The sequence below is a fragment of the Caballeronia sp. LZ033 genome, from assembly GCF_031451265.1.
Lineage (GTDB): Bacteria > Pseudomonadota > Gammaproteobacteria > Burkholderiales > Burkholderiaceae > Caballeronia.
In genome coordinates this window covers 1,395,389-1,414,460 of the sequence record NZ_JARUXQ010000004.1, presented here as the reverse complement: position 1 = coordinate 1,414,460, position 19,072 = coordinate 1,395,389, and the positions used below count along the sequence as shown (strand labels likewise).

Genomic DNA, 19,072 nt, shown 5'->3' with positions numbered 1-19,072 from the left:
TATAACTTATGTGCACCATCCTCAAACGTGGAGAAAGACGCTTTTTCAGGATCGCTTTGCTGTCGTTCATTCTCTTTTAGGGGGTGCGGGCTCCATGTCGCTTAAGGTTTATAACTTCATCCCAATCGACCAAACAGCAGGAGTAGACAGACTAAGACAACCTCGTACGTTATTGATTGTTTTGGCTTGTGAAAATTTGTCCGGTGCGGTGCTGAATCTCTTCTCGTCAAAATTGCTTTTCAACATGGGCCCTCGTAAGACACGTGACCCACCATGAAGCCAATCCCGCCGCCATCGATCAAGCCCTCGCTTTGCCCTTGAAGAAGCACGAAACTCTTCGCACTGGCAGCGATGGCGTGAGAGAAGAGGGTCGTTTGAGTCAGTCGCCATCCCCAGCTGAGTGCTTCGCTTTCACCCACATGACCGATAACAGCCGACTCGCCTTTTACTTCACCTATGCTCAAGAAAATGTTGCTCATGTGTTTTGAACCTCTGGATTGTTCGTTCGGATGGGCAGAACGTCCGCGCGTGGTGATCGTAAGGTAATAAACACGGCAAGAGAGTTGCATAAATCTGATGCTTACTCGGTCAATTAAAGAAATCGCTTTGCTCTGGTCACGTCTTAGAGCGGCGCGTTGAGGTACTACCGATTCACGAGCATGATGGTTAAGGGAAGGTGACCAGCCTTCAAAGAGAAGGGCGGTGCGGATCACCCGGGATCGCGCATCATGTGAAGCAGGTCCAGGCTGTAACCTTAACGCGCGCTCATCAGGATCTCCGCCCCGCTGTACGGTGGGTGATGCGCGTTTGCGGTCGGAGCGAGCCGCGATCAATCTGGCTTCGGGCGTCGACCGGACACGGCAACGTGACTGCAATGCGAACCCCCGCTTCATGCATGCCGTGACGGACAGAGTAAGGCGGTGCACACCGCGCTCGGCGTGAAGTAAGCGCGAATTCATCCCGGTGCGAAACGTATCCGTCGCAGAGAGACAGATTTGCGTCGCAATCGGTCGAGCCTTCCTTTATATGGAACCTTATTTTTACAACACCGGCGAGACGATCCGTTTCGCCGCATAGCCACTCAGGCGCGTCAGCGGCAGTCTCCGCAGTTCCCGGCAGGTCAGGCGATGTGTCATCACGCAATGCGTGAAGGCAGGGCATCGCTCATTCCAACGAAACCGATCACGACAAGAAGAGGACGAGCACGATGAGAAAGCGACATGCCGCAACCCGCACGACACCTACCGCACGCGCAGCGCGGCTCGCGAGCCTTGCCGTCGCAGCAGGCGCGAGTCTCGCTCCGGCGCTGGCGCACGCACAAAGCAGCGTCACGCTGTACGGCATCCTCGATGCAGGCGTCACGTGGGTGAACAACAGTGGCGGCGCGCATGTCGTCAAGTTCGATGACGGCGTCTCCTATGGCAACCGTCTCGGTTTTCGCGGCGTCGAGGATCTCGGCGGCGGACTGCAAGCCATCTTCGTGCTCGAATCGGGCTTTCGTCTCGGCACGGGCCGCTATGCATTCGGCGGCGCGGAGTTCGGACGCCAGGCGTACGTAGGCCTCAAGAACCAGTGGGGCACGGTCTCGCTAGGCAATCAGCTCGACATGACCGAGGAGTTCGTCTATCTCTACAACATTTCGGCGTGGGCCAGCGGCTACGCGATCCATCAAGGCGACTTCGACCGCATGAACGGCGACCGCCTGCCCAACTCGGTCAAATTCCTGTCGAACAACATCGGCGGCTTCACGTTCGGTGGCATGTATTCGTTCGGCAACGTGTCGGGCAACTTCCATCAGAACAGCGCGTGGAGCGTCGGCGCGCACTATGCCGCGAACACCTTCAACGTGGGCGCCGCGTACACGCAGCTCAACAACCCCAACGGCATCTATGCGTTCGATCCCTACGCGATGATCGGCGCGCGCACGTTCCTCGGTCAGCCGACCGTATCCGTCGATCCCGCGACGGGCGCCGTCACCGACCTCTACAGCGCGAACTCCTTTCCCGTCGACAAGCAAGGCGCGTTCGCGGTGGGCGCAGCCTGGACGCTCGGCAACCTGATGCTGTCGGGTAACTTCACGTACACGACCATCAAGGGTCTAGGCCAGACTTCGCACATGCAGGTGTACGAGGGCGGCGCATCGTATAACTTCAGGCCCGACCTCGCGCTGTACGGCGGCTATCAGCACACGCGCTTCGAAGGCAATCACTGGAATCAGGGATCGCTCGGCCTGCACTACCTGCTCTCGAAGCGCACCGACGTCTATATCTCCGGTGACTATCTGCGCGCCTCCGGTCCGATCGACGCTGTCATCGGCTACAGCTTCACGCCGTCGTCGACGAACACGCAGTCTGACGTGCGCATCGGCATGCGTCACTCGTTCTAGGCCGCGGCAAGCCGCGCGGGACCGGCGTTGCGCAATGCGCTGCGGTCCTGGCGCGGGCTCGTGTTGAAACGCGCGCGATACGTGCGCGAGAAATGCGACGGCGATTCGAAGCCGCACGCCACGCAGACCGCCAGGATCGACATGTCGGTCTGCTGCAGCAGTTCGCGGGCGCGAGCGAGGCGCAGGCCGAGATAGAAGTGTGTCGGCGTGTCCTGCAATGCCGCGCAGAACAGGCGTTCCAGCTGCCGCCGCGTGACGCCGATGGACGCGGCGAGCGCATCGGGCGGAAGCGGCTCCTCCATGTTCTGTTCCATTACGCCGATCACCTGAATCAGCTTGCGATTGTGAATGCCGTAGCGCGCGGCGAGTTGCAGGCGCTGATGATCCGATCGTTGCCGGATGCGGCCCAGCACGAACTGCTCGGACACCTGGGCTGCGAGGCCCGCGCCATGTTCGCGGCCGATCAGGTCGAGCATCATGTCGATGGAAGCGGTGCCGCCCGCGCACGTGATGCGGCGCGTATCGATTTCGAAGAGTTCCTGGCTTGTCTCGATCTCGGGATACTGTTCCGCGAATGCCGCCGCGGCTTCCCAGTGCAACGTCGCGCGCTTGCCCGCGAGCAGGCCGCAGCGCGCGAGGATGAAGCTGCCGGTATCGATGCCGCCGAGCGTCGCGCCGGCACGGTCCAGCCGCTTGAGCCAGTCGGCGAGTTCGCGCGTGAAGCCCGCGAGAGGCTCGAAACCCGACACGACGAACACCGTGCGTGCGTCGGCGACGTCATTGAACGCGGCTTCTGCATTCACCGTGATGCCGTTGCTCGCGGCCACAGGGCCGCCGTCGGCGGAGAGGATATGCCAGCGGTACAGATCGCCCGCGAAGCGGTTGGCGACCCGTAATGGCTCGATCGCCGACATGAACCCGATCGACGAGAACTCGGGCAGCAGAAGAAAGTGGATGTCTTGTGGAGCGGGCATCGGAGGTTCGATGAAGGTAGGCCGTTCACCGTAGCAAGAGCAAAATGCATGCGCAATCCGGCGCGCCCCGTAGAGCGCGCCGGATCATGATGCGCGTTGCTCAGTCAGACGCGCGAGAGTGCGTGCGTCAGCGTCTGCGCGACCGTCGCGAGTTGCGGTTCGACCACCAGATCGGTGTGCCTGCCCTCGACCTTCATCACCTGCAAGCCATTCTTCGCGACGCGTTGCCATACCGGCAGCGGATCGCCGCGCATCGTCTCCAGAACCGTGGCGCGTACATAGACGATCGGGCCGCCCTGGTAATGACGCGGCGTGTAGGTCGTCATGGCGACGCGCATCGACTCGCGCACGCGCATCAGCGCGGGCGGCAGGCCCTGCGCGTCGGGCGCGGCCTTGTGGGCCTGATGCCCCAGGCGCATGCGCACGCGGTCCGCGAACGCGCCCGCCTTGGTGCGCACGTAGCCGAGTCGTGCCCGCGTATCGAGCGAGCGGAATTCACGCAGGCGATCGGCGATCACGTCCGCCTGGAAGCGTGTCCATTGCGGGAACGGCAGGCAGTGTTCGTGCACGTAGGTATCGAGCAGGCACAGCATCTCGATGCGCTCGCCCGCCGCCACGAGCTGCTGCGCAATCTCGAACGCGATCAGCCCGCCGAACGAATAGCCGGCGATCGCATACGGCCCTTGCGGCTGTACTTCGCGCATGCGCCGCACGTAGCCCTCGGCCATTTTCTCGACGCTGTGCTGCGGTGCTTCATCGCCGTCGAGTCCGAGCGCCTGCAGGCCGTACACGGGCCGCTCGTTTTCCAGCATGCCCGCGAGCGTCAGGCACTCCATCACCGAGCCGGTGATGCTGTGCGCCATGAAGAGCGGGCGGCCCGTGCCCGCGCGCATCTGCACCACGGTCGAGCCCGTGGTCTGCGATGCCGAACCCGCGGCGAGCACGGCCGCGAGACGCGCGATGGTCGGCGCGACGATCATCGTCGAGAGCGTCAGCGCGCGGCCCGTGGTGCGCTGCACGTCGGCGAGCATGCGCGCCGCCAGCAGCGAGTGCCCGCCGAGGTCGAAGAAATTGTCGTCGCGGCCGATCGGCGAGAAGCTGAAACACTGCTCCCACAGCGCGCACAGATAAGCCTCGAGTTGCGCGACGGATTCGCCCGGCGCCGGCAACGCACTCTTCACGCGCGAAAGGGACGGGTGTTCGCGAATCCGTTCGAGACAATCCGGATTCGCCAGCGACGAGACATTGCGCGCCGGCAGGCCGTTCACCGCATCGCGGGCCGCGGCCTCGGACGGTTTGCCGTTGTGCGTGACCGGCAGCGCGTCAACCTGAACGATCACGTCGGGCACCAGCGCTGCGCTGCCCTGGCGTTTCAGCTCGCGGCGGATGCGCGCGGCGAGCGCCGCGTTCATCTGCGCGCCGGGGCGCAGCACGAGCAGCAGCACGATGCGCTGGCCCGCATCGCCCGCATTGGTGTCCGTCTGCGGCACGGCCATCGCCTGGCAAATGTCCGCGATGCCGCTCAGGATGCGGTAGATCTCGCCCGGGCTCACGTTGATGCCGCGCACGTTGAGCACGCCGTCGCTGCGGCCATGCATGCGCGCCGAGCCTTGCGGCGAGAACTCGATTACGTCGCCATGCGTCCACATGCCTTCGTTTGCCGCGAAGTAGGCTTGATGAAAGCGCGTGCCGTCGGTATCGCCGAAGAAAGCAAGTGGCCGTGAAGGAAACGGATTGGTGCAGACCAGTTCGCCCGGCATGATGGTGCTCGCGCCCTGGTCGAACGCCTGCACGTCGAGGCCAAGGCTGCGGCACTGGGCCTCGCCCGCATACACCGGCAGGTTCGGATTGCCCAGCACGAAGCAGCCGATGATGTCCGTGCCGCCGGAGATCGATTGCAGCTGCAAGGGTTTCACGCGGTCGCGGACCCAGTGGAATTGCGCGTCGTAGAGCACGGCGCCCGTTGACAACACTGCGCGCAGCGCCGAAAGGTCGAATTGCGCGCCGGGTTCGAGACCGGCGTCCTCGCTCATCTTGAGATACGCGGGACTCGTGCCGAAGACCGTCGCGCGTTCGTTCGCAATGAGCCGCCAGAGCGTATCCACCGCGGCCACAGGGCCGTCATAGGTGACGATCTCCACGCCCGATGCCAGCGCGGACAATTGCCAGTTCCACATCATCCACGAACAGCTGGTGTGGAAGAACAGCTTGTCGCCGGGACCGAAGTTGCAGTGCAGCCGGTGTTCCTTCACATGCTCGAGGAGCGTGCCGCCCGCGCCGTGCACGATGCATTTCGGCTTGCCGGTGGTGCCCGACGAAAACATGATGAACAACGGGTGATTGAATTCGAAACGCTTCCAGTCGAAACGCAAGGCATTGCCGTGCAGGATCAATGCACGCATTTCGTGCTGACGCACTGTCACGGAGCTGGGCAATTCGGTTTCGTCGAGACAGACGATATCCGTGAGCGATCCCAACTGCATCGCGACAGCCGCGATGTGGCCCGAAATCGAGCCGCCGGTGTCGAAAGGCCGTTGCGTGGTGTGCGCGAACAACATCTTCGGTGCGAGCGGCGCGAAGCGGTCGAGGATTGCCTGCACGCCGTTTTCCGGCGCGGCCGTGGAGAGCGTGGCGCCCAGCGCCGTCACCGCCAGCGCGACGGTGATCGCGTCGCCGTCGTTGCGCATGATCGCGGCCACGCGGTCGCCCGGCTTGAGACCGAGTTCACTCAGTGCATGTGCAAGCCGCATGACGCGTTCGCGCAGTTCGCCACGGGTGTAGGTGATGCGGCGGCCATCGGCATAACGGGAGGTGAGCGCGGGAGTGTCGTCGGGCGCGATGCGCCTGCCTAGCAGATTCTCGGCGTAATTCAATTCGACATTCGGAAAGAATCGCGCTGTTTCGCATTGCGTGCCAATACAAACCGGTTCATCCGATCCGGACCATTCAAGTCCTTCAGCCGAATCGAGAAAGTATTTCCAGAACTGCCGATATTCACGGCACGCAAAAGCATGCAATCCGGCATAACTGCCGAAATGCTCGCCGATGATTTTTTCGAAGCCTTCCGTGAAGGCTGTCATGCGTGAAGCGCTGATCTGCTCGAAGGCGGGTTCAAACAATGGCTCGCGCGCGTAGCTGCGCGCACGCTCTCGGATAGCGTCCTGTCGGTCCATTTTTATGCACCTGTAATTGGACTGCATGGCTTTAAGCGCCTGGGTACTCGAACACAGACGGGAAATCTCTCTTTTTCCCCTTTTATGCGTCTGTGTCGACGCCCGGCGTCGATCCCTCAAACGCAGATTACTCGTCCGGAAGGCACGGCAATGTTCGAACACCCACAAAGTCTGCCGCCGTCAACGAAGGTTACTCTTGCTCGCGCGCATTTCATATTCATGAGTGGTCGCGTCGCGAAATGACACACTCGCGACATTCCCGACGCAACGGTTTCCTTAACATCGTCCGGCTGTCATGAGCAAGATAACTGCCAGCCAACATCAAGGCACGCAACGAAAAACTTTTTGACGCGGCGCCCGCTGCCGCACGAGCGGTTGATTTTTCGACACAACGTCGCAAGCAGGCAAGTCGCCGTCGCCGGCGGACGTTCGCGCACTTTTATGCGGCGATACTTTCGTATCCATGCCGGCGCCCCGAACCGGTTCATCGAGACAACCCACCACGGAAGAACGCCAATGAGACATCGCCTGATTTCCCAGCTGCTGATGGCCGGAACCTGCGCCGCGGGCGTGGCGTTCGCCCTGACGCAGGACGCGCGTGCGGAAGATGCCAGTTGCAAGACCGTGCGTTTCGTCGATATCGGCTGGACCGACATCACGTCGACCACCGCGCTCGCGTCGGTCGTGTTCGAAGGACTCGGCTATGCGCCGAAGACCACGGTCGCCTCAGTCCCGATCTCGCTGGCCGGCCTCAAGAGCAAGCAGATCGATGTCTCGCTCGGCTACTGGTGGCCGGTGCAACAGAAGGCCGTCGAACCGTATCTCGAATCGAAGAGCATCCAGAAGCTCGATCCGCCGAATCTCTCCGGCGCGAAGGCGACGCTCGCCGTGCCGGCCTATGCCTACGACGCGGGCATCAAGACCTTCGCCGATATCGCGAAGCATCGCGACGAACTCGGCGGCAAGATCTATGGCATCGAGCCGGGCAGCAGCGCCAACGCGAAAATCCAGAAGATGATCGATTCGAACCAGTTCGGGCTCGGTGGCTTCAAGCTGGTGGAGTCGAGTGAAGCGGGCATGCTGGTGACGGTCGAGCGCGCCATCCGCGACAAGAAGCCGGTTGTATTTCTCGGCTGGGAACCTCACCCCATGAACATCCAGATGAAGCTCGACTACCTCTCGGGCGGCGATGACGTATTCGGCCCGAACTATGGCGAGGCGCGCGTCTACACGCTGACCAACACCGACTTCCTGTCGCGCTGTCCGAATGCCGGAAAGCTGGTGTCGAACCTGCGCTTCACGACCGATCTGGAAAACCGCCTGATGCAGCCCGTGATGAACAAGGAGCGCCCGCAGGAGGCGGCGAAGGCGTATCTGAAGAGCAATCCGCAGGTGCTGGATGCGTGGCTGGCCGGCGTGAAGACGGTCGACGGCAAGGACGGCTTGCCCGCGGTGAAACAGTACCTGGGGCTTTGACAAGCTGAGCAGTGCGCCTGAAGTTCTTCCGGACCTTCGGGCGAGCAGGGAAAGCAGGAACCCTAACAGTCCTCTGGAACGGAATATCCATGAACTACGAAGTCATCGTGACCTGCGCGGTCACCGGCGCCGGCGACACCACGGCCAGGCATCCCGCCATTCCCGTCACGCCGAAGCAGATCGCCGAAGCGGCAATCGAAGCCGCGCGCGCGGGCGCAACCGTCGCGCATTGTCACGTGCGCGATCCGAAGACGGGCAGAGGCAGCCGCGATCCGGCGCTGTACCGGGAAGTTGTCGACCGCATTCGTTCGTCGGATGTGGACGTCATCATCAATCTGACGGCGGGCATGGGCGGCGATCTCGAGATCGGCCCCGGCGAAGAGCCGATGCGCTTCGGGCGTGGCACGGATCTCGTCGGCGGGCTGACGCGTCTCGCGCACGTGGAAGAGCTGCTGCCCGAAATCTGCACGCTGGACTGCGGCACGCTCAACTTCGGCGACGGCGACTACGTCTACGTCTCGACGCCCGCCCAGTTGCGCGCCGGCGCGAAACGCATCCAGGAACTCGGCGTGAAGCCGGAACTGGAGATCTTCGATACGGGGCATCTGTGGTTCGCCAACCAGCTGCTGAAGGAAGGTCTGCTCGATGACCCGCCGCTCTTCCAGCTGTGCATGGGCATTCCGTGGGGCGCGCCGCCCGACACCGGCACGATGAAGGCGATGGTCGACAACCTGCCGCCCGGCGCGCACTGGGCAGGCTTCGGCATCGGCCGCATGCAGATGCCGATGGTCGCCCAGGCGATGCTGCTCGGCGGCCACGTGCGTGTCGGGCTCGAAGACAACCTGTGGCTCGATCGCGGCGTCCACGCGACCAACGGCACACTGGTGCAGCGCGCGATCGAGATCATCGAGCGGCTGGGAGCGAGCGCGCTCACGCCTGCCGAAGGCCGCAGGAAGCTGGGACTGCCCGCGCGCGGCGAACGTCCGCTCGACAAGCGCGCGCTCGAACAATTGGCCTGAACTTCACTCGCTCGAACTCAAACGGACCTCATCAACATGCAAGTCAAGCAATTCGCCGCGCTCGGCGCGGGTGTGATCGGCAGCGGCTGGGTGGCGCGTGCGCTCGGAGCAGGGCTCGACGTCACCGCATGGGATCCGGCGCCCGGCGCCGAAGCGCAACTGCGCGCGAACGTCGCCAACGCGTGGCCCGCGCTGGAGCGCGCCGGACTGGCGGCGGGGGCATCGCCGGAACGCCTGCGCGTGGTCGCGACGGTCGAGGAATGCGTGGCCCAGGCGGACTTCATCCAGGAAAGCGCACCGGAACGCGAGGAACTGAAGCTCGCGTTGCATGAGCGCGTGAGCCGCGCGGCCAGGCCGGACGCGCTCATCGCTTCTTCCACTTCGGGCCTGCTGCCGAGCGACTTCTATGCGCGGGCCCTGCATCCCGAACGCTGCGTGGTCGGGCATCCGTTCAATCCGGTGTATCTGCTGCCGCTCGTCGAAGTGCTCGGCGGCGACAAGACCTCGGGCGAGGCGATCGATGCAGCGATGAGCTTCTACGCGTCCATTGGCATGCGGCCCTTGCGGGTGCGCAAGGAAGTGCCGGGCTTCATCGCGGACCGGCTGCTGGAGGCGCTGTGGCGCGAGGCGCTGCATCTCGTGAACGACGGCGTCGCGACCACCGGGGAAATCGACGACGCCATCCGTTACGGCGCGGGCATCCGCTGGTCGTTCATGGGCACGTTCCTGACCTACACGCTGGCGGGCGGCGAGGCGGGCATGCGACACTTCATGCAGCAGTTCGGCCCCGCGCTGGAACTGCCGTGGACCAGGCTGGTGGCGCCGCAACTGACCGACGAACTGATCGACCGCGTGGTCGACGGCACGTCGCGGCAAACCGGCGGGCGCGACATCAAGGCGCTGGAGCGGTATCGCGACGATTGCATTTCGAGCGTGATCGAAGCGATTGCGGCGGCGAAGGCGCGGCATGGCATCGAGGACTGAAGGAGCGACGATGATCTACCGCGACACCGTGAAGGCCGAATGGGTCGATTACAACGGCCATCTGCGCGACGCCTTCTACATGCTGATCTATAGCCTCGCGACCGATGCCTTCATGGACCGCATCGGTCTCGACGACGCCGGCCGCCGCGCGCGCCAGCGCACCTTGTACACGCTGGAAGCGCACGTCAGCTATCTGCGGGAAATCAAGGAAGGCGCGGCGGTGCGGGTCGAGGTGCGGGTGCTCGCGCATGACCGCAAGCGCGTCCATCTCTACCTGGAGATGTTCGAGGGCGATTCAGTCGAACCGGTATCGGCGTGCGAGCAGATGCTGATGCACATCGATACCGGCGGCGTGCCGAAGTCGGCTTCGTTCGATGCGGACGTCGCCGCGCGCATTGCCGCCGAGCCGACCGTCGCGCCGGAGCACGCGCGTCATGCCGGACGCGTGATCGGCTTGCCGGCGCGCGCTTCGTCCACCGCGCCGGCCTGAGCGCGCCAGTTGCGCAGCAACAGCGCGTTGGTCACGACGCTCACGCTCGAGAACGCCATGGCCGCGCCCGCGAACATCGGATCGAGCAGACCGAACGCCGCCAGCGGAATGCCGATCAGGTTGTAGACGAACGCCCAGAACAGGTTCTGCTGGATCTTCCGATAGGTGCGCCGCGAGATGTCGATGGCATCGGCGACCAGCGCCGGGTCGCCGCGCATCAGCGTGATGCCGGCGGCTTCCATCGCGACGTCGGTGCCGCTCGCCATGGCGATGCCGACATCGGCGGCGGCGAGCGCGGGGGCGTCGTTGATGCCGTCGCCGGCCATCGCCACGATGCCTTGCGCCGATGCCCGCAATTGCCCGACGACGCGCGCCTTGTCGTCGGGCAGGGTCTGAGCGAACACGCGCTCCGCCGGAATGCCGAGCGCACGCGCCACGGCGTGCGCGCTGCCTGCGTTGTCGCCGGTGATGAGCGCGCTTTGCACGCCCATCGCCGCCAGCCGTTCGATGGCCGCGCGGGCCGTCGGCTTGACGGTGTCGCCGAAGGCGAGCAGTGCGAGCACCTCGTGGCGCGCCTGGGTCTCCTCGATCAGCCATGACACCGTGTTGCCGCGCGCTTCGAGCGCCTGCGCGCGTTCCCTGAGCGAAGGCGGCACGTTCGCCCCCAGTTCCGTGACCCAGCGCCCGCTGCCGATGGCGATGCGTCTGTCGTTCACACTCGCCTCGACGCCGCGCCCGGCGACCGCGCGCGCCGCGCTCGCCTCGAAGCGCGGCGCGTCCGGATCGTCCAGTGCGGCGGCCACGACGGCCTTGGCAAGCGGATGCTCGCTCGAACGCTGCACGGCGGCCGCCAGCGCGAGCGCTTCTTCCCGCGTGTGTCCGGGAGCCGCCTCGAATTCGACGAGCGTCGGACGGCCGACGGTCAGCGTGCCGGTCTTGTCGAACGCGACGATGGCGATGGCATGCGCCTGTTCGAGCGCCTGTGCGTCCTTGATCAGGATGCCCTGGCGCGCGGCGACGCCGGTGCCGGCCATGATCGCGGTGGGCGTCGCGAGGCCGAGCGCGCACGGGCAGGCGATCACGAGGACCGCGACCGCGTCCAGCAGCGCTGTTTCCACGCCGGCGCCGTGCCACAGCCAGCCGGCCAGCGTGACGAGGGCGATCGCCAGGATCGCCGGAACGAAGACCGCGGCCACGCGATCGACCAGCCGCTGGATCGGCGCCTTGTCGGCCTGGGCGGATTCGACCAGCCGGATGATGCGCGCGAGCGTCGTTTCCGTGCCGATCGCCGTGGTTTCGATTTCGATCGCGCCTTCGCCGTTGACCGAGCCGCCGGTCGTGCGCGCGCCGCTTTCCTTTGCGACGGGCAGGCTTTCGCCCGTGATCAGCGATTCGTCGATGTGCGTGCGGCCTGCGCGCACGATGCCGTCCACCGGCACGCGCTCGCCCGGCCGCACGATCACGATGTCGCCGATGCGCACGTCCGCCAGCGGCACGTCGCGTTCGCGCGCCGGGTCGTCGCGGTCGCGCACGCGCGCAGTGGCGGGGCGCAGGGCGTTGAGCGCGCGGATCGCGGCGCTGGTCTGGCGCCGTGCGCGCGTTTCCAGCCACTTGCCGAAGCGCACCAGCGTAATGACGACCGCCGATGCCTCGAAGAACAGATGCGCGCCCATGCCGCCGTGCGCGAGCATCTGATAGACGGACAGCCCCCATGCCGCCGATGTGCCGAGCGCGACGAGCAGATCCATGTTGCCGGCAAACGCCCGCACCGCGCGATAGCCGCCCACATAGAAACGCGCGCCGAAGCCGAACTGCACGACGCTCGCGAGCGCCAGCTGAAGCGAGGGATCGAGTTCGAGGCCAAACATGGGCGCGAGCAGCGGCAGGGTGATGAGCGCGGCAGCCAGCACGGCGATGAGTTCGCGATCGACACCGGCGTCCACGGCCACGGCCGCCGGCGCCTCGGGCACGACGAGTGCGGCCTCATAGCCGGCCTTCGCGACCGCGGCGACGAGCTGATCGTCGCTGACGGCGGCGCTGGCGTGGACGGTGGCCTTCTCGGTGGCGAGATTGACCGCGACGCTCTCGACGCCGGGCACGCGTTTCAGGACCTTTTCGACCCGCATCACGCACGAGGCGCAGGTCATGCCGCTGACCGCGAATTCGGCGGTGCGGGCGGCTTGCGTGGATGATTCGGTGGACATGCTGAAACACTCCGGTCTGGCTGGGATGCGCGACATCGACGGATGGCAGACAGGTCGCGGTACTCCCTCACACCACGAGTATCGAGCTTCCAATCGTGGGAAGGTCAAGGCGGAAGCGCAGGAAAAGCAGGAGCGGCGTCGTGCATCGCTGAACAATGCGGGCGATAAACCCCGTGTGCGGTCGTTTTTGGACCGATGAACGTCACCGTATTCCGCTATCGTAGTGCGGGCTGACGAAGGCGCGCAGGAACCGCGTAAATACCTTGCGGGCGTGCATTTTCGGTGCCTTCAGCCCGATTTTTGAAACGCCGCTGGCCTTTTGCATGCTGCTTCTTGCCTATCGTCAGCGGATAAGTTAAAACCCGAATTCCGAGATGGCGCTCACGGTGTTGCGCTCGCAACCCGAAGCCGCGTTCCGGTCTGGACCATCCCGGATTTGCGAGCCAACCCAATCGAAAGAAAACCCGGATTCCAATTCGAATGAAGAACCACCGACGCTGGACGTTTCCGCTTGACGCTGCCCTGTGGATGAGCGTGAGCCTTGCGGGAATGGCCGTCCTGGCCGGTTGCGCCACCAGGGCGCCCGATGAAGTCAAAGCAAGCAGCCCCGGCTGGGTCAAGAATCAGGTGGCGGATGCCTATACGTTTGGCTTCCCGCTGGTCGCCAGCGACATCGCGCGCGAACGCGCCGGCGCCGCTCCGGGCCAGGGGGCGCTCAATACCTTCCGCCATGCGACGGCGTTGCCGCCGGCCGGCGCGACGGGCTGGCCGAGCGTCGATACGCTGGAATCGAGCGCCTGGCTCGATGTCTCCGCCGATCCGGTGATCGTGACACTGCCCGCCGCGCCGCGCGGACGCTATCTCGATGCCCGCGCGTTCGACGCCTGGACCAATGCCCTCTATTCCAGCGCCGACACCACGCCCTATCCGAAACCGCAGCGCATCGCCTTCGTGCCCGCCGGTTGGACCGGCACGCTGCCCACGGGCGCGACCCGCGTCGAGACCCGCACGCGCTATGTGTGGCTGTCGGTGCGCGTGCGCGTGAACGGTCCACGCGACCTGCGCGAGGCGCGCAAGCTGCAGACCGCGATGCACATCGACACCTTGACGCCCGCCAAGGGCTCCGTGTCGGATCCGACGCCGGTGGTCGCCGGCGCGTGGGGTTCGAGCACGGCGCGTCAGCCGGCGGTGCCGCCGCTGCCGAGCGGTCTTGCCGCGGCGACGCCCGGCGCGCAGGCCGAGGCGCTCGACGCCAACGCGTTCTTCGCGCGCCTGGCCCGTTCGCTCGACGACAACCCCGCCGCCACCGACGACAGCCACGCGATGAGCGGGCTGGCCGACCTGGGCGTGAAGCCGGGCGAGCCGGTGCAGTTCAAGAAGACGGATGCGCCGCTGCTCGATTCGGGCCTGAGCGATGCGCGCGAGCGGCTTGCCACTGTGCCGTCGAATGCGCTGACCAAGAACGGCTGGACCTGGTTCGGCGACGGCGTCGGCATCTACGGCACCGACTACACACTGCGCGCCTACCTTGCGCGCCGTCAGGTCGCGACGAGCACGAAGGAAGGCGAGGTCAAGCCGGTCGCCCGGACCGACAGCGAAGGTCATGCGCTGAACGGCGCGAACCAGTACACGCTGCACTTCACGCCGGATGCGCTGCCGCCGGTGCGCGGCTTCTGGACGCTCACCGCCTATACCAAGGACGGCGCGCTCGCGAATGGCAAGCTGCCGCGCCTGTCGATCTCGGAGCGCGACCGGCTGAGAAAGAACCGTGACGGCTCCTTCGATGTGATCCTGTCGGCGAAATCGCCGGGACGCGCGCACGCGGCGAACTGGCTGCCGGTGCCGGAAGGCGACTTCCAGCTCGCGCTGCGCCTCTATGCGCCGAAGCCCCAGGCAAGCGACGGTTCATGGGCGCCGCCTTCGGTCGATCGCGAATGAAACGCCGGGCGCGATCATGAAGCGTCATGCAAAGGCCGCGATCCGTCGCGGCCTTTGCTTCTGAAGCGCGCAAGAGCGAACGTTTGCGGGCCGTGCCGTCGTATACTCGGGCTTCACTTATCCCGGACGGCGAGCTCGAGCGGCGCACATGCGGCGCGCTCGCCCGCCGCGCATCGAATGTCAAGCATCAGCAAGTCTTCTCTCGCGTCCGCTGGCCAGACCCTGCGCGGCGTCGTGCAGGCGCGGCGCACGCGGCGCTTTTTCATCGGACTGGTGATCGCGCTGCTGGTCATCGGCGCGCTCGGCTTCTTCGTCGCGCCGCCGGTCATCCGGCATGTCGCCGAGCAGCAGCTTGCGAAGCAGCTCGACCGGCCCGTCAGCATCCGGCGCATCTCGCTCAATCCCTATACGCTCGACTTCGAAGCCGACGGCGTGCATATCGGCGAGTCGCCCGCCAATCTCGCGAAGGCGCCGGGCAGCCCGGGTGATTTCATCGACGTATCGCGGCTCGTCGTGCGTACTTCCTGGGCCTCCGTCATCAAGCTCGCGCCGGTCGTCAATGAGTTGAAGATCGATTCGCCGCGCATCCACGTCGTGCGCTACGACGGCGAGCATTTCAATTTCTCCGACCTCATCGAGAAGTTTTCGAAGCCATCGGCTGAGCCGTCTAAAGAGCCAGCGCGCTTTTCGGTGTCCAACATCCGCCTGGAAAACGGCCAGATCACGTTCGACGACCGGCTGCTCGACGCGAAGCACGTCATCGACCGCTTCGCGCTCGGCATTCCGTTCATCGCGACCCTGCCGTCCGCCACCGACATCTTCGTGACGCCGCTGTTGCAGGCGCGCATCGACGGCTCGCCGCTGGTCGTCAAGGGACGCACGAAGCCGTTCGCGGAGTCGCGCGAATCGGAGATCGCGCTGACACTGGACGGCCTCGACGTGCCGCAACTGGCGTCCTATGCGCCGGCATCGGTGCCGGTCGCGGTGAAGAGCGGCAAGCTGTCCACCGACCTCAACGTCAGCTTCTCGATTGCCGGCGATGCGCCGACGATCCGCATCGCCGGCACCGCCGATCTCGCCGATCTCGCCGTCACCGACAAAGCGAACGCACCGCTGGTCGCCGCGCGCGCGCTGCATGTGAAGATCGGCGATGCCGAGCCGTTGCGGGATATCTATCGGCTGGACGAAGTGACGCTCGCGAATCCCGACGTGCATCTCGTGCGCGATTCGTCCGGCCAGTTGAACGTGCAGAAGCTGGCGGGCGGGCCGGCGCAGAAAACGCCGCCCGCGAAAGAGCACGCACCCGCTGCGGAGCCGGAGAAGGACGCGCCGCCGCTCGATGTGTCCATCCGCCATCTGGCGATCGAAGACGGCAGGATCGCCCTCGACGACCAGTTGCTGAAGCAGCGCGTGCAAGCCACGCTGACCGGCTTCGGCGTGACGCTCGACGGTTTTTCCACACTCGCGAAGACGCCCGCCACCTACACGCTGAAGACCGCGTTCGACCACGGCGGCGCGCTCGACGTCTCCGGCCGCGTGACGCTCGCAGCCAGACAGGCTGACGCGAAAATCGGTCTCAACGCCTTCGCATTGCCGCCGTTGCAGCCGTATCTGTCGAACCTGATGGCGGCGCGCGTGACGAGCGGCACGCTGGGCGCAACGCTGCCGGTTTCGGTCGACTGGAGCAAGCCGGATGGCGGCGTGCAGGTCGGCGCGGGCGAGGTCAGGCTCGACGCCGTCACGCTCGCGCCCACGGCGCAGGGTGTCGCGCCGGTGAAGCTGGCGTCCGCGCAGGCGAAGATCGCCAAGGTGGATGTGGCGGCGCGCCAGGCATCGCTCGACAGCGTGCAAGTGAGCGGCCTCGCCCTCGACGCGACGCGCCGCAAGGACGGCAGCATCGATCTGGCGTCGCTCGCCGGTCCGCACGAGGCCGCGCCGGAGCCCACCGCGACGCGCAAGATCCAGAAGGCGCAGGAAGCGGGTCCGGCGTGGCATTACCAGATAGGACAGATCGCGGTCGAGAACGCCTCGGCCGGCTTTACCGACGAGACGCTCGCGCGCCCGGTGAAGCTCCAGATTGCGCCGCTCGCGCTCAACGTGAAGCAGTTCAGCGACGACCTGACCCGGCCGCTCGCGCTCGACGGCAAGCTGACGCTCAACGGCCGGGGCACGCTCGCGCTCGGCGGCAATGTGACCGTGAGTCCGCTCAAGCTGGCGCTGCACGTGAAGGGCGATCAGGTGGACGTATCCGCGTTCGAGCCGTACTTCGGCGACAAGCTCAACGTCGACGTGGCCAGCGCGAATGCCAACGCGAACGGCGACCTGACGCTGTCCGGCAGCGGCAAGACGCTCGCGGCGACGTACAAGGGCGATGCGTCGCTGACGGACGTGCGCATGATCGACAAGCTGACCAACGACCGCTTCGCCGGCTGGAAGCTGCTCGGGCTGACCAACATGAAGGTGAGCTACGACGAGCGCGGCACGGACGTCGAGGCGGCGCGCGTGACCTTCGCGAACTTCTACGGCCGCGTGCTGCTCGACGCGCAAGGCAAGCTGAACCTGAAGGGCGTGGTGGCGAACGAGAACGGCGCGACGCAGCCGGTCACGCGCGAGAAGGTCAAGGCCGCGCCGCCGGCCGCCGCGAGCACCGCGGCGCCGAAGGCCGCCGAGAAAGCGGGCCCGCCGGTGAACCTGCGCTTCGGGCAGCTCGTGCTGCAAAACGGCCGAGTCACCTACACCGACAACTTCATCAGGCCGAACTACACGGCGAATCTCGTCGCGATCAACGGGACGATCGGCGCGTTCGGCACGCATTCGACGACGCCCGCTCCCGTCGATGTCACGGCCAAACTCGCGGCGAACGGGCCGGTGTCGATCAAGGGGCAGGTGAATCCGCTGATCGACAAGCCCGCGCTCGACCTGACGGCGAGTGCCCATGACGTCGAGCTGACGAACCTGACGCCGTATTCATCGAAGTACGCGGGGTATCCGATCACGAAGGGCAAGCTGAACGTCGACCTGCATTACATGCTCGCCGACAACAAACTGACGGCGAACAATCACTTGTTCATCGATCAGCTGACTTTCGGCGATCACGTCGACAACTCGACGGCAACCAAGCTGCCCGTCCGGCTCGCGGTGTCGCTGCTGAAGAATTCGCGTGGCGAGATTGACGTGAACATTCCGATTTCCGGCTCGCTCGACAATCCGGAGTTTTCAATCGGCGGGCTGGTGTGGCAGGCTCTTCTGAACCTGGTCCAGAAGGCGGTGACGGCGCCGTTCACGCTGCTCGCGCATGCGTTCGGCGGAGGCAGTGGCGCAGATCTCAATTACATCGAGTTCAATGCGGGTTCGGCGGACCTGACGGACGCCGCGCAGAAAAAGCTCGAAACCATCGCGAAGGCGCTGGTGGACAAGCCGTCAGTGCGCGTGGACGTGACGGGCCGCGTGGATCCGAAAGTGGACGAGCCGGCGTTGCGTTCGGCGTGGGTGGACGCCCAGGTCAAGCGCGCGAAGGTGCGCGACATGGCGGGCAATGGCGAGAATGTGGACTGGAACGCGATCAAGGTGTCGGATGCGGACTACGACAAGTATCTGACCAAGGTCTACAAGTCGGCGGACTTCAAGAAGCCGACCAACTTCATCGGCATGACGAAGTCGCTGCCGGATGCCGACATGAAAGCCGCGCTGACCCAAAACGCGCCGGTCGACGAAGGCGCGTTGCGCGAACTTGCCCAGGAGCGCGCGCAGGCGGTGCAGGAGTACTTTGACGGGAAGATCGACAGCAAGCGGGTTTTCGTCGTGGCGCCGAAGCTGAACGCGGACGACATCAAGGACAAGGGGACGGGCAGCAGGGTGGATCTGGGCCTGAAGTGATGTGCGCTGGCCGTTGGCCGTTTGGACGACTTGGATGAACAAGGATAACGAAACTAGTATCGGCGATACCGGGAATCAGGAAGAGAACGGGAGTCAGCCGATGGGAACACCGTATGAGAAGGACGTGGTGGCGTGGGCCAGGGAACAGGCTGCGTTACTGCGTGCAGGAAAGCTTGCGGCCATCGATATCGAGCATATCGCAGAGGAAATCGAGGCCGTGGGAAGGAGCGAGCAGAGAGAGCTGGTGAGCAGAATGTCGGTTCTGCTCGCGCACATGTTGAAGTGGCAATATCAGGCAGACCGACGAAGCCGGAGTTGGACAAGCACCATACGCACGCAACGGAAAGAGGTGAAGTTCGTGTTGCGTGATGCGCCGAGTCTCAAGTCCAACTTTGACAATCCGGAATGGATCGATCTGGTTTGGTCGAAAGCCAGAAACCTGGCGGAAGCAGAGACGGGAATCGAGTTTGAGCGGTTTCCGGAACTCTGCCCCTGGGCCATGCGCACGGTGCTTGACGAGGGTTTCCAGCTCGATTGATCGCGCGAGCGCAT

At 64.9% G+C, this 19,072-nt stretch carries 13 protein-coding genes; 8 read left to right on the top strand and 5 right to left on the bottom strand.

Features of this window, described 5'->3' with window-relative positions:
* Nucleotides 1–239: 239 nt before the first annotated feature.
* Entirely contained in the window at nucleotides 240–713 is a 474-nt protein-coding gene (locus QCE62_RS33620) for a hypothetical protein (RefSeq protein ID WP_309927385.1), read from the bottom strand.
* A gap of 494 nt (nucleotides 714–1,207) precedes the next feature.
* Between QCE62_RS33620 and QCE62_RS33615 the strand changes: the two genes are divergently transcribed.
* Nucleotides 1,208–2,386, top strand: a complete 1,179-nt coding sequence (locus QCE62_RS33615; RefSeq protein WP_309927382.1) for a porin — start codon at nucleotides 1,208–1,210, stop codon at nucleotides 2,384–2,386.
* Here QCE62_RS33615 and QCE62_RS33610 read toward each other — a convergent pair.
* Entirely contained in the window at nucleotides 2,383–3,360 is a 978-nt protein-coding gene (locus tag QCE62_RS33610; RefSeq protein ID WP_309927380.1) for a GlxA family transcriptional regulator, read from the bottom strand. The genes QCE62_RS33615 and QCE62_RS33610 overlap by 4 nt on opposite strands.
* 104 nt (nucleotides 3,361–3,464) lie before the next feature.
* Nucleotides 3,465–6,533 (bottom strand): acetoacetate--CoA ligase, encoded by a 3,069-nt coding sequence (locus tag QCE62_RS33605; RefSeq protein ID WP_309927377.1) that lies wholly within the window; start codon nucleotides 6,531–6,533, stop codon nucleotides 3,465–3,467.
* A 516-nt stretch (nucleotides 6,534–7,049) separates the two neighbouring features.
* Between QCE62_RS33605 and QCE62_RS33600 the strand changes: the two genes are divergently transcribed.
* The 4 genes from QCE62_RS33600 to QCE62_RS33585 all read left to right on the top strand — a co-directional run bounded on the left by QCE62_RS33600 (nucleotide 7,050) and on the right by QCE62_RS33585 (nucleotide 10,502).
* On the top strand, nucleotides 7,050–8,009 hold the full coding sequence (locus QCE62_RS33600) for a choline ABC transporter substrate-binding protein (protein WP_309927376.1): 960 nt from the start codon (nucleotides 7,050–7,052) through the stop codon (nucleotides 8,007–8,009).
* 89 nt (nucleotides 8,010–8,098) lie between these two features.
* Nucleotides 8,099–9,028 (top strand): 3-keto-5-aminohexanoate cleavage protein, encoded by a 930-nt coding sequence (locus QCE62_RS33595; protein ID WP_309927374.1) that lies wholly within the window; start codon nucleotides 8,099–8,101, stop codon nucleotides 9,026–9,028.
* A 36-nt stretch (nucleotides 9,029–9,064) separates the two neighbouring features.
* Complete coding sequence (locus QCE62_RS33590; protein WP_309927372.1) at nucleotides 9,065–10,012, top strand: L-carnitine dehydrogenase; 948 nt, start codon at nucleotides 9,065–9,067, stop codon at nucleotides 10,010–10,012.
* A gap of 10 nt (nucleotides 10,013–10,022) precedes the next feature.
* Nucleotides 10,023–10,502 carry a thioesterase family protein gene (locus QCE62_RS33585; RefSeq protein WP_309927370.1) on the top strand — a complete coding sequence of 160 codons (480 nt, stop codon included), beginning with the start codon at nucleotides 10,023–10,025 and terminating at the stop codon, nucleotides 10,500–10,502.
* Here the strand turns inward: QCE62_RS33585 and QCE62_RS33580 are convergent.
* Nucleotides 10,445–12,649: a heavy metal translocating P-type ATPase gene (locus QCE62_RS33580; protein WP_309927568.1), complete on the bottom strand. Its 2,205-nt coding sequence runs from the start codon at nucleotides 12,647–12,649 to the stop codon at nucleotides 10,445–10,447. The two genes, QCE62_RS33585 and QCE62_RS33580, sit on opposite strands and share 58 nt — an antisense overlap.
* 259 nt (nucleotides 12,650–12,908) lie before the next feature.
* A complete protein-coding gene (locus tag QCE62_RS33575) occupies nucleotides 12,909–13,031 on the bottom strand; it encodes a hypothetical protein (protein ID WP_309927368.1) in 123 nt (40 codons plus the stop codon).
* Nucleotides 13,032–13,186: 155 nt separating this feature from the next.
* On the opposite strand from QCE62_RS33575, the gene QCE62_RS33570 reads away from it, so the two are divergent.
* From QCE62_RS33570 to QCE62_RS33560, 3 genes are all read left to right on the top strand, one after another.
* Nucleotides 13,187–14,644: a DUF1214 domain-containing protein gene (locus QCE62_RS33570; RefSeq protein WP_309927366.1), complete on the top strand. Its 1,458-nt coding sequence runs from the start codon at nucleotides 13,187–13,189 to the stop codon at nucleotides 14,642–14,644.
* A 177-nt stretch (nucleotides 14,645–14,821) separates the two neighbouring features.
* The gene (locus QCE62_RS33565) at nucleotides 14,822–18,520 is read left to right on the top strand and encodes a DUF748 domain-containing protein (protein WP_309927364.1); all 3,699 of its coding nucleotides are present in this window, start codon (nucleotides 14,822–14,824) and stop codon (nucleotides 18,518–18,520) included.
* A 100-nt stretch (nucleotides 18,521–18,620) separates the two neighbouring features.
* Nucleotides 18,621–19,058, top strand: coding sequence for a DUF29 domain-containing protein (locus tag QCE62_RS33560; protein ID WP_309821148.1), 438 nt, complete (start codon nucleotides 18,621–18,623; stop codon nucleotides 19,056–19,058).
* The last annotated feature ends 14 nt before the right edge of the window (nucleotides 19,059–19,072 follow it).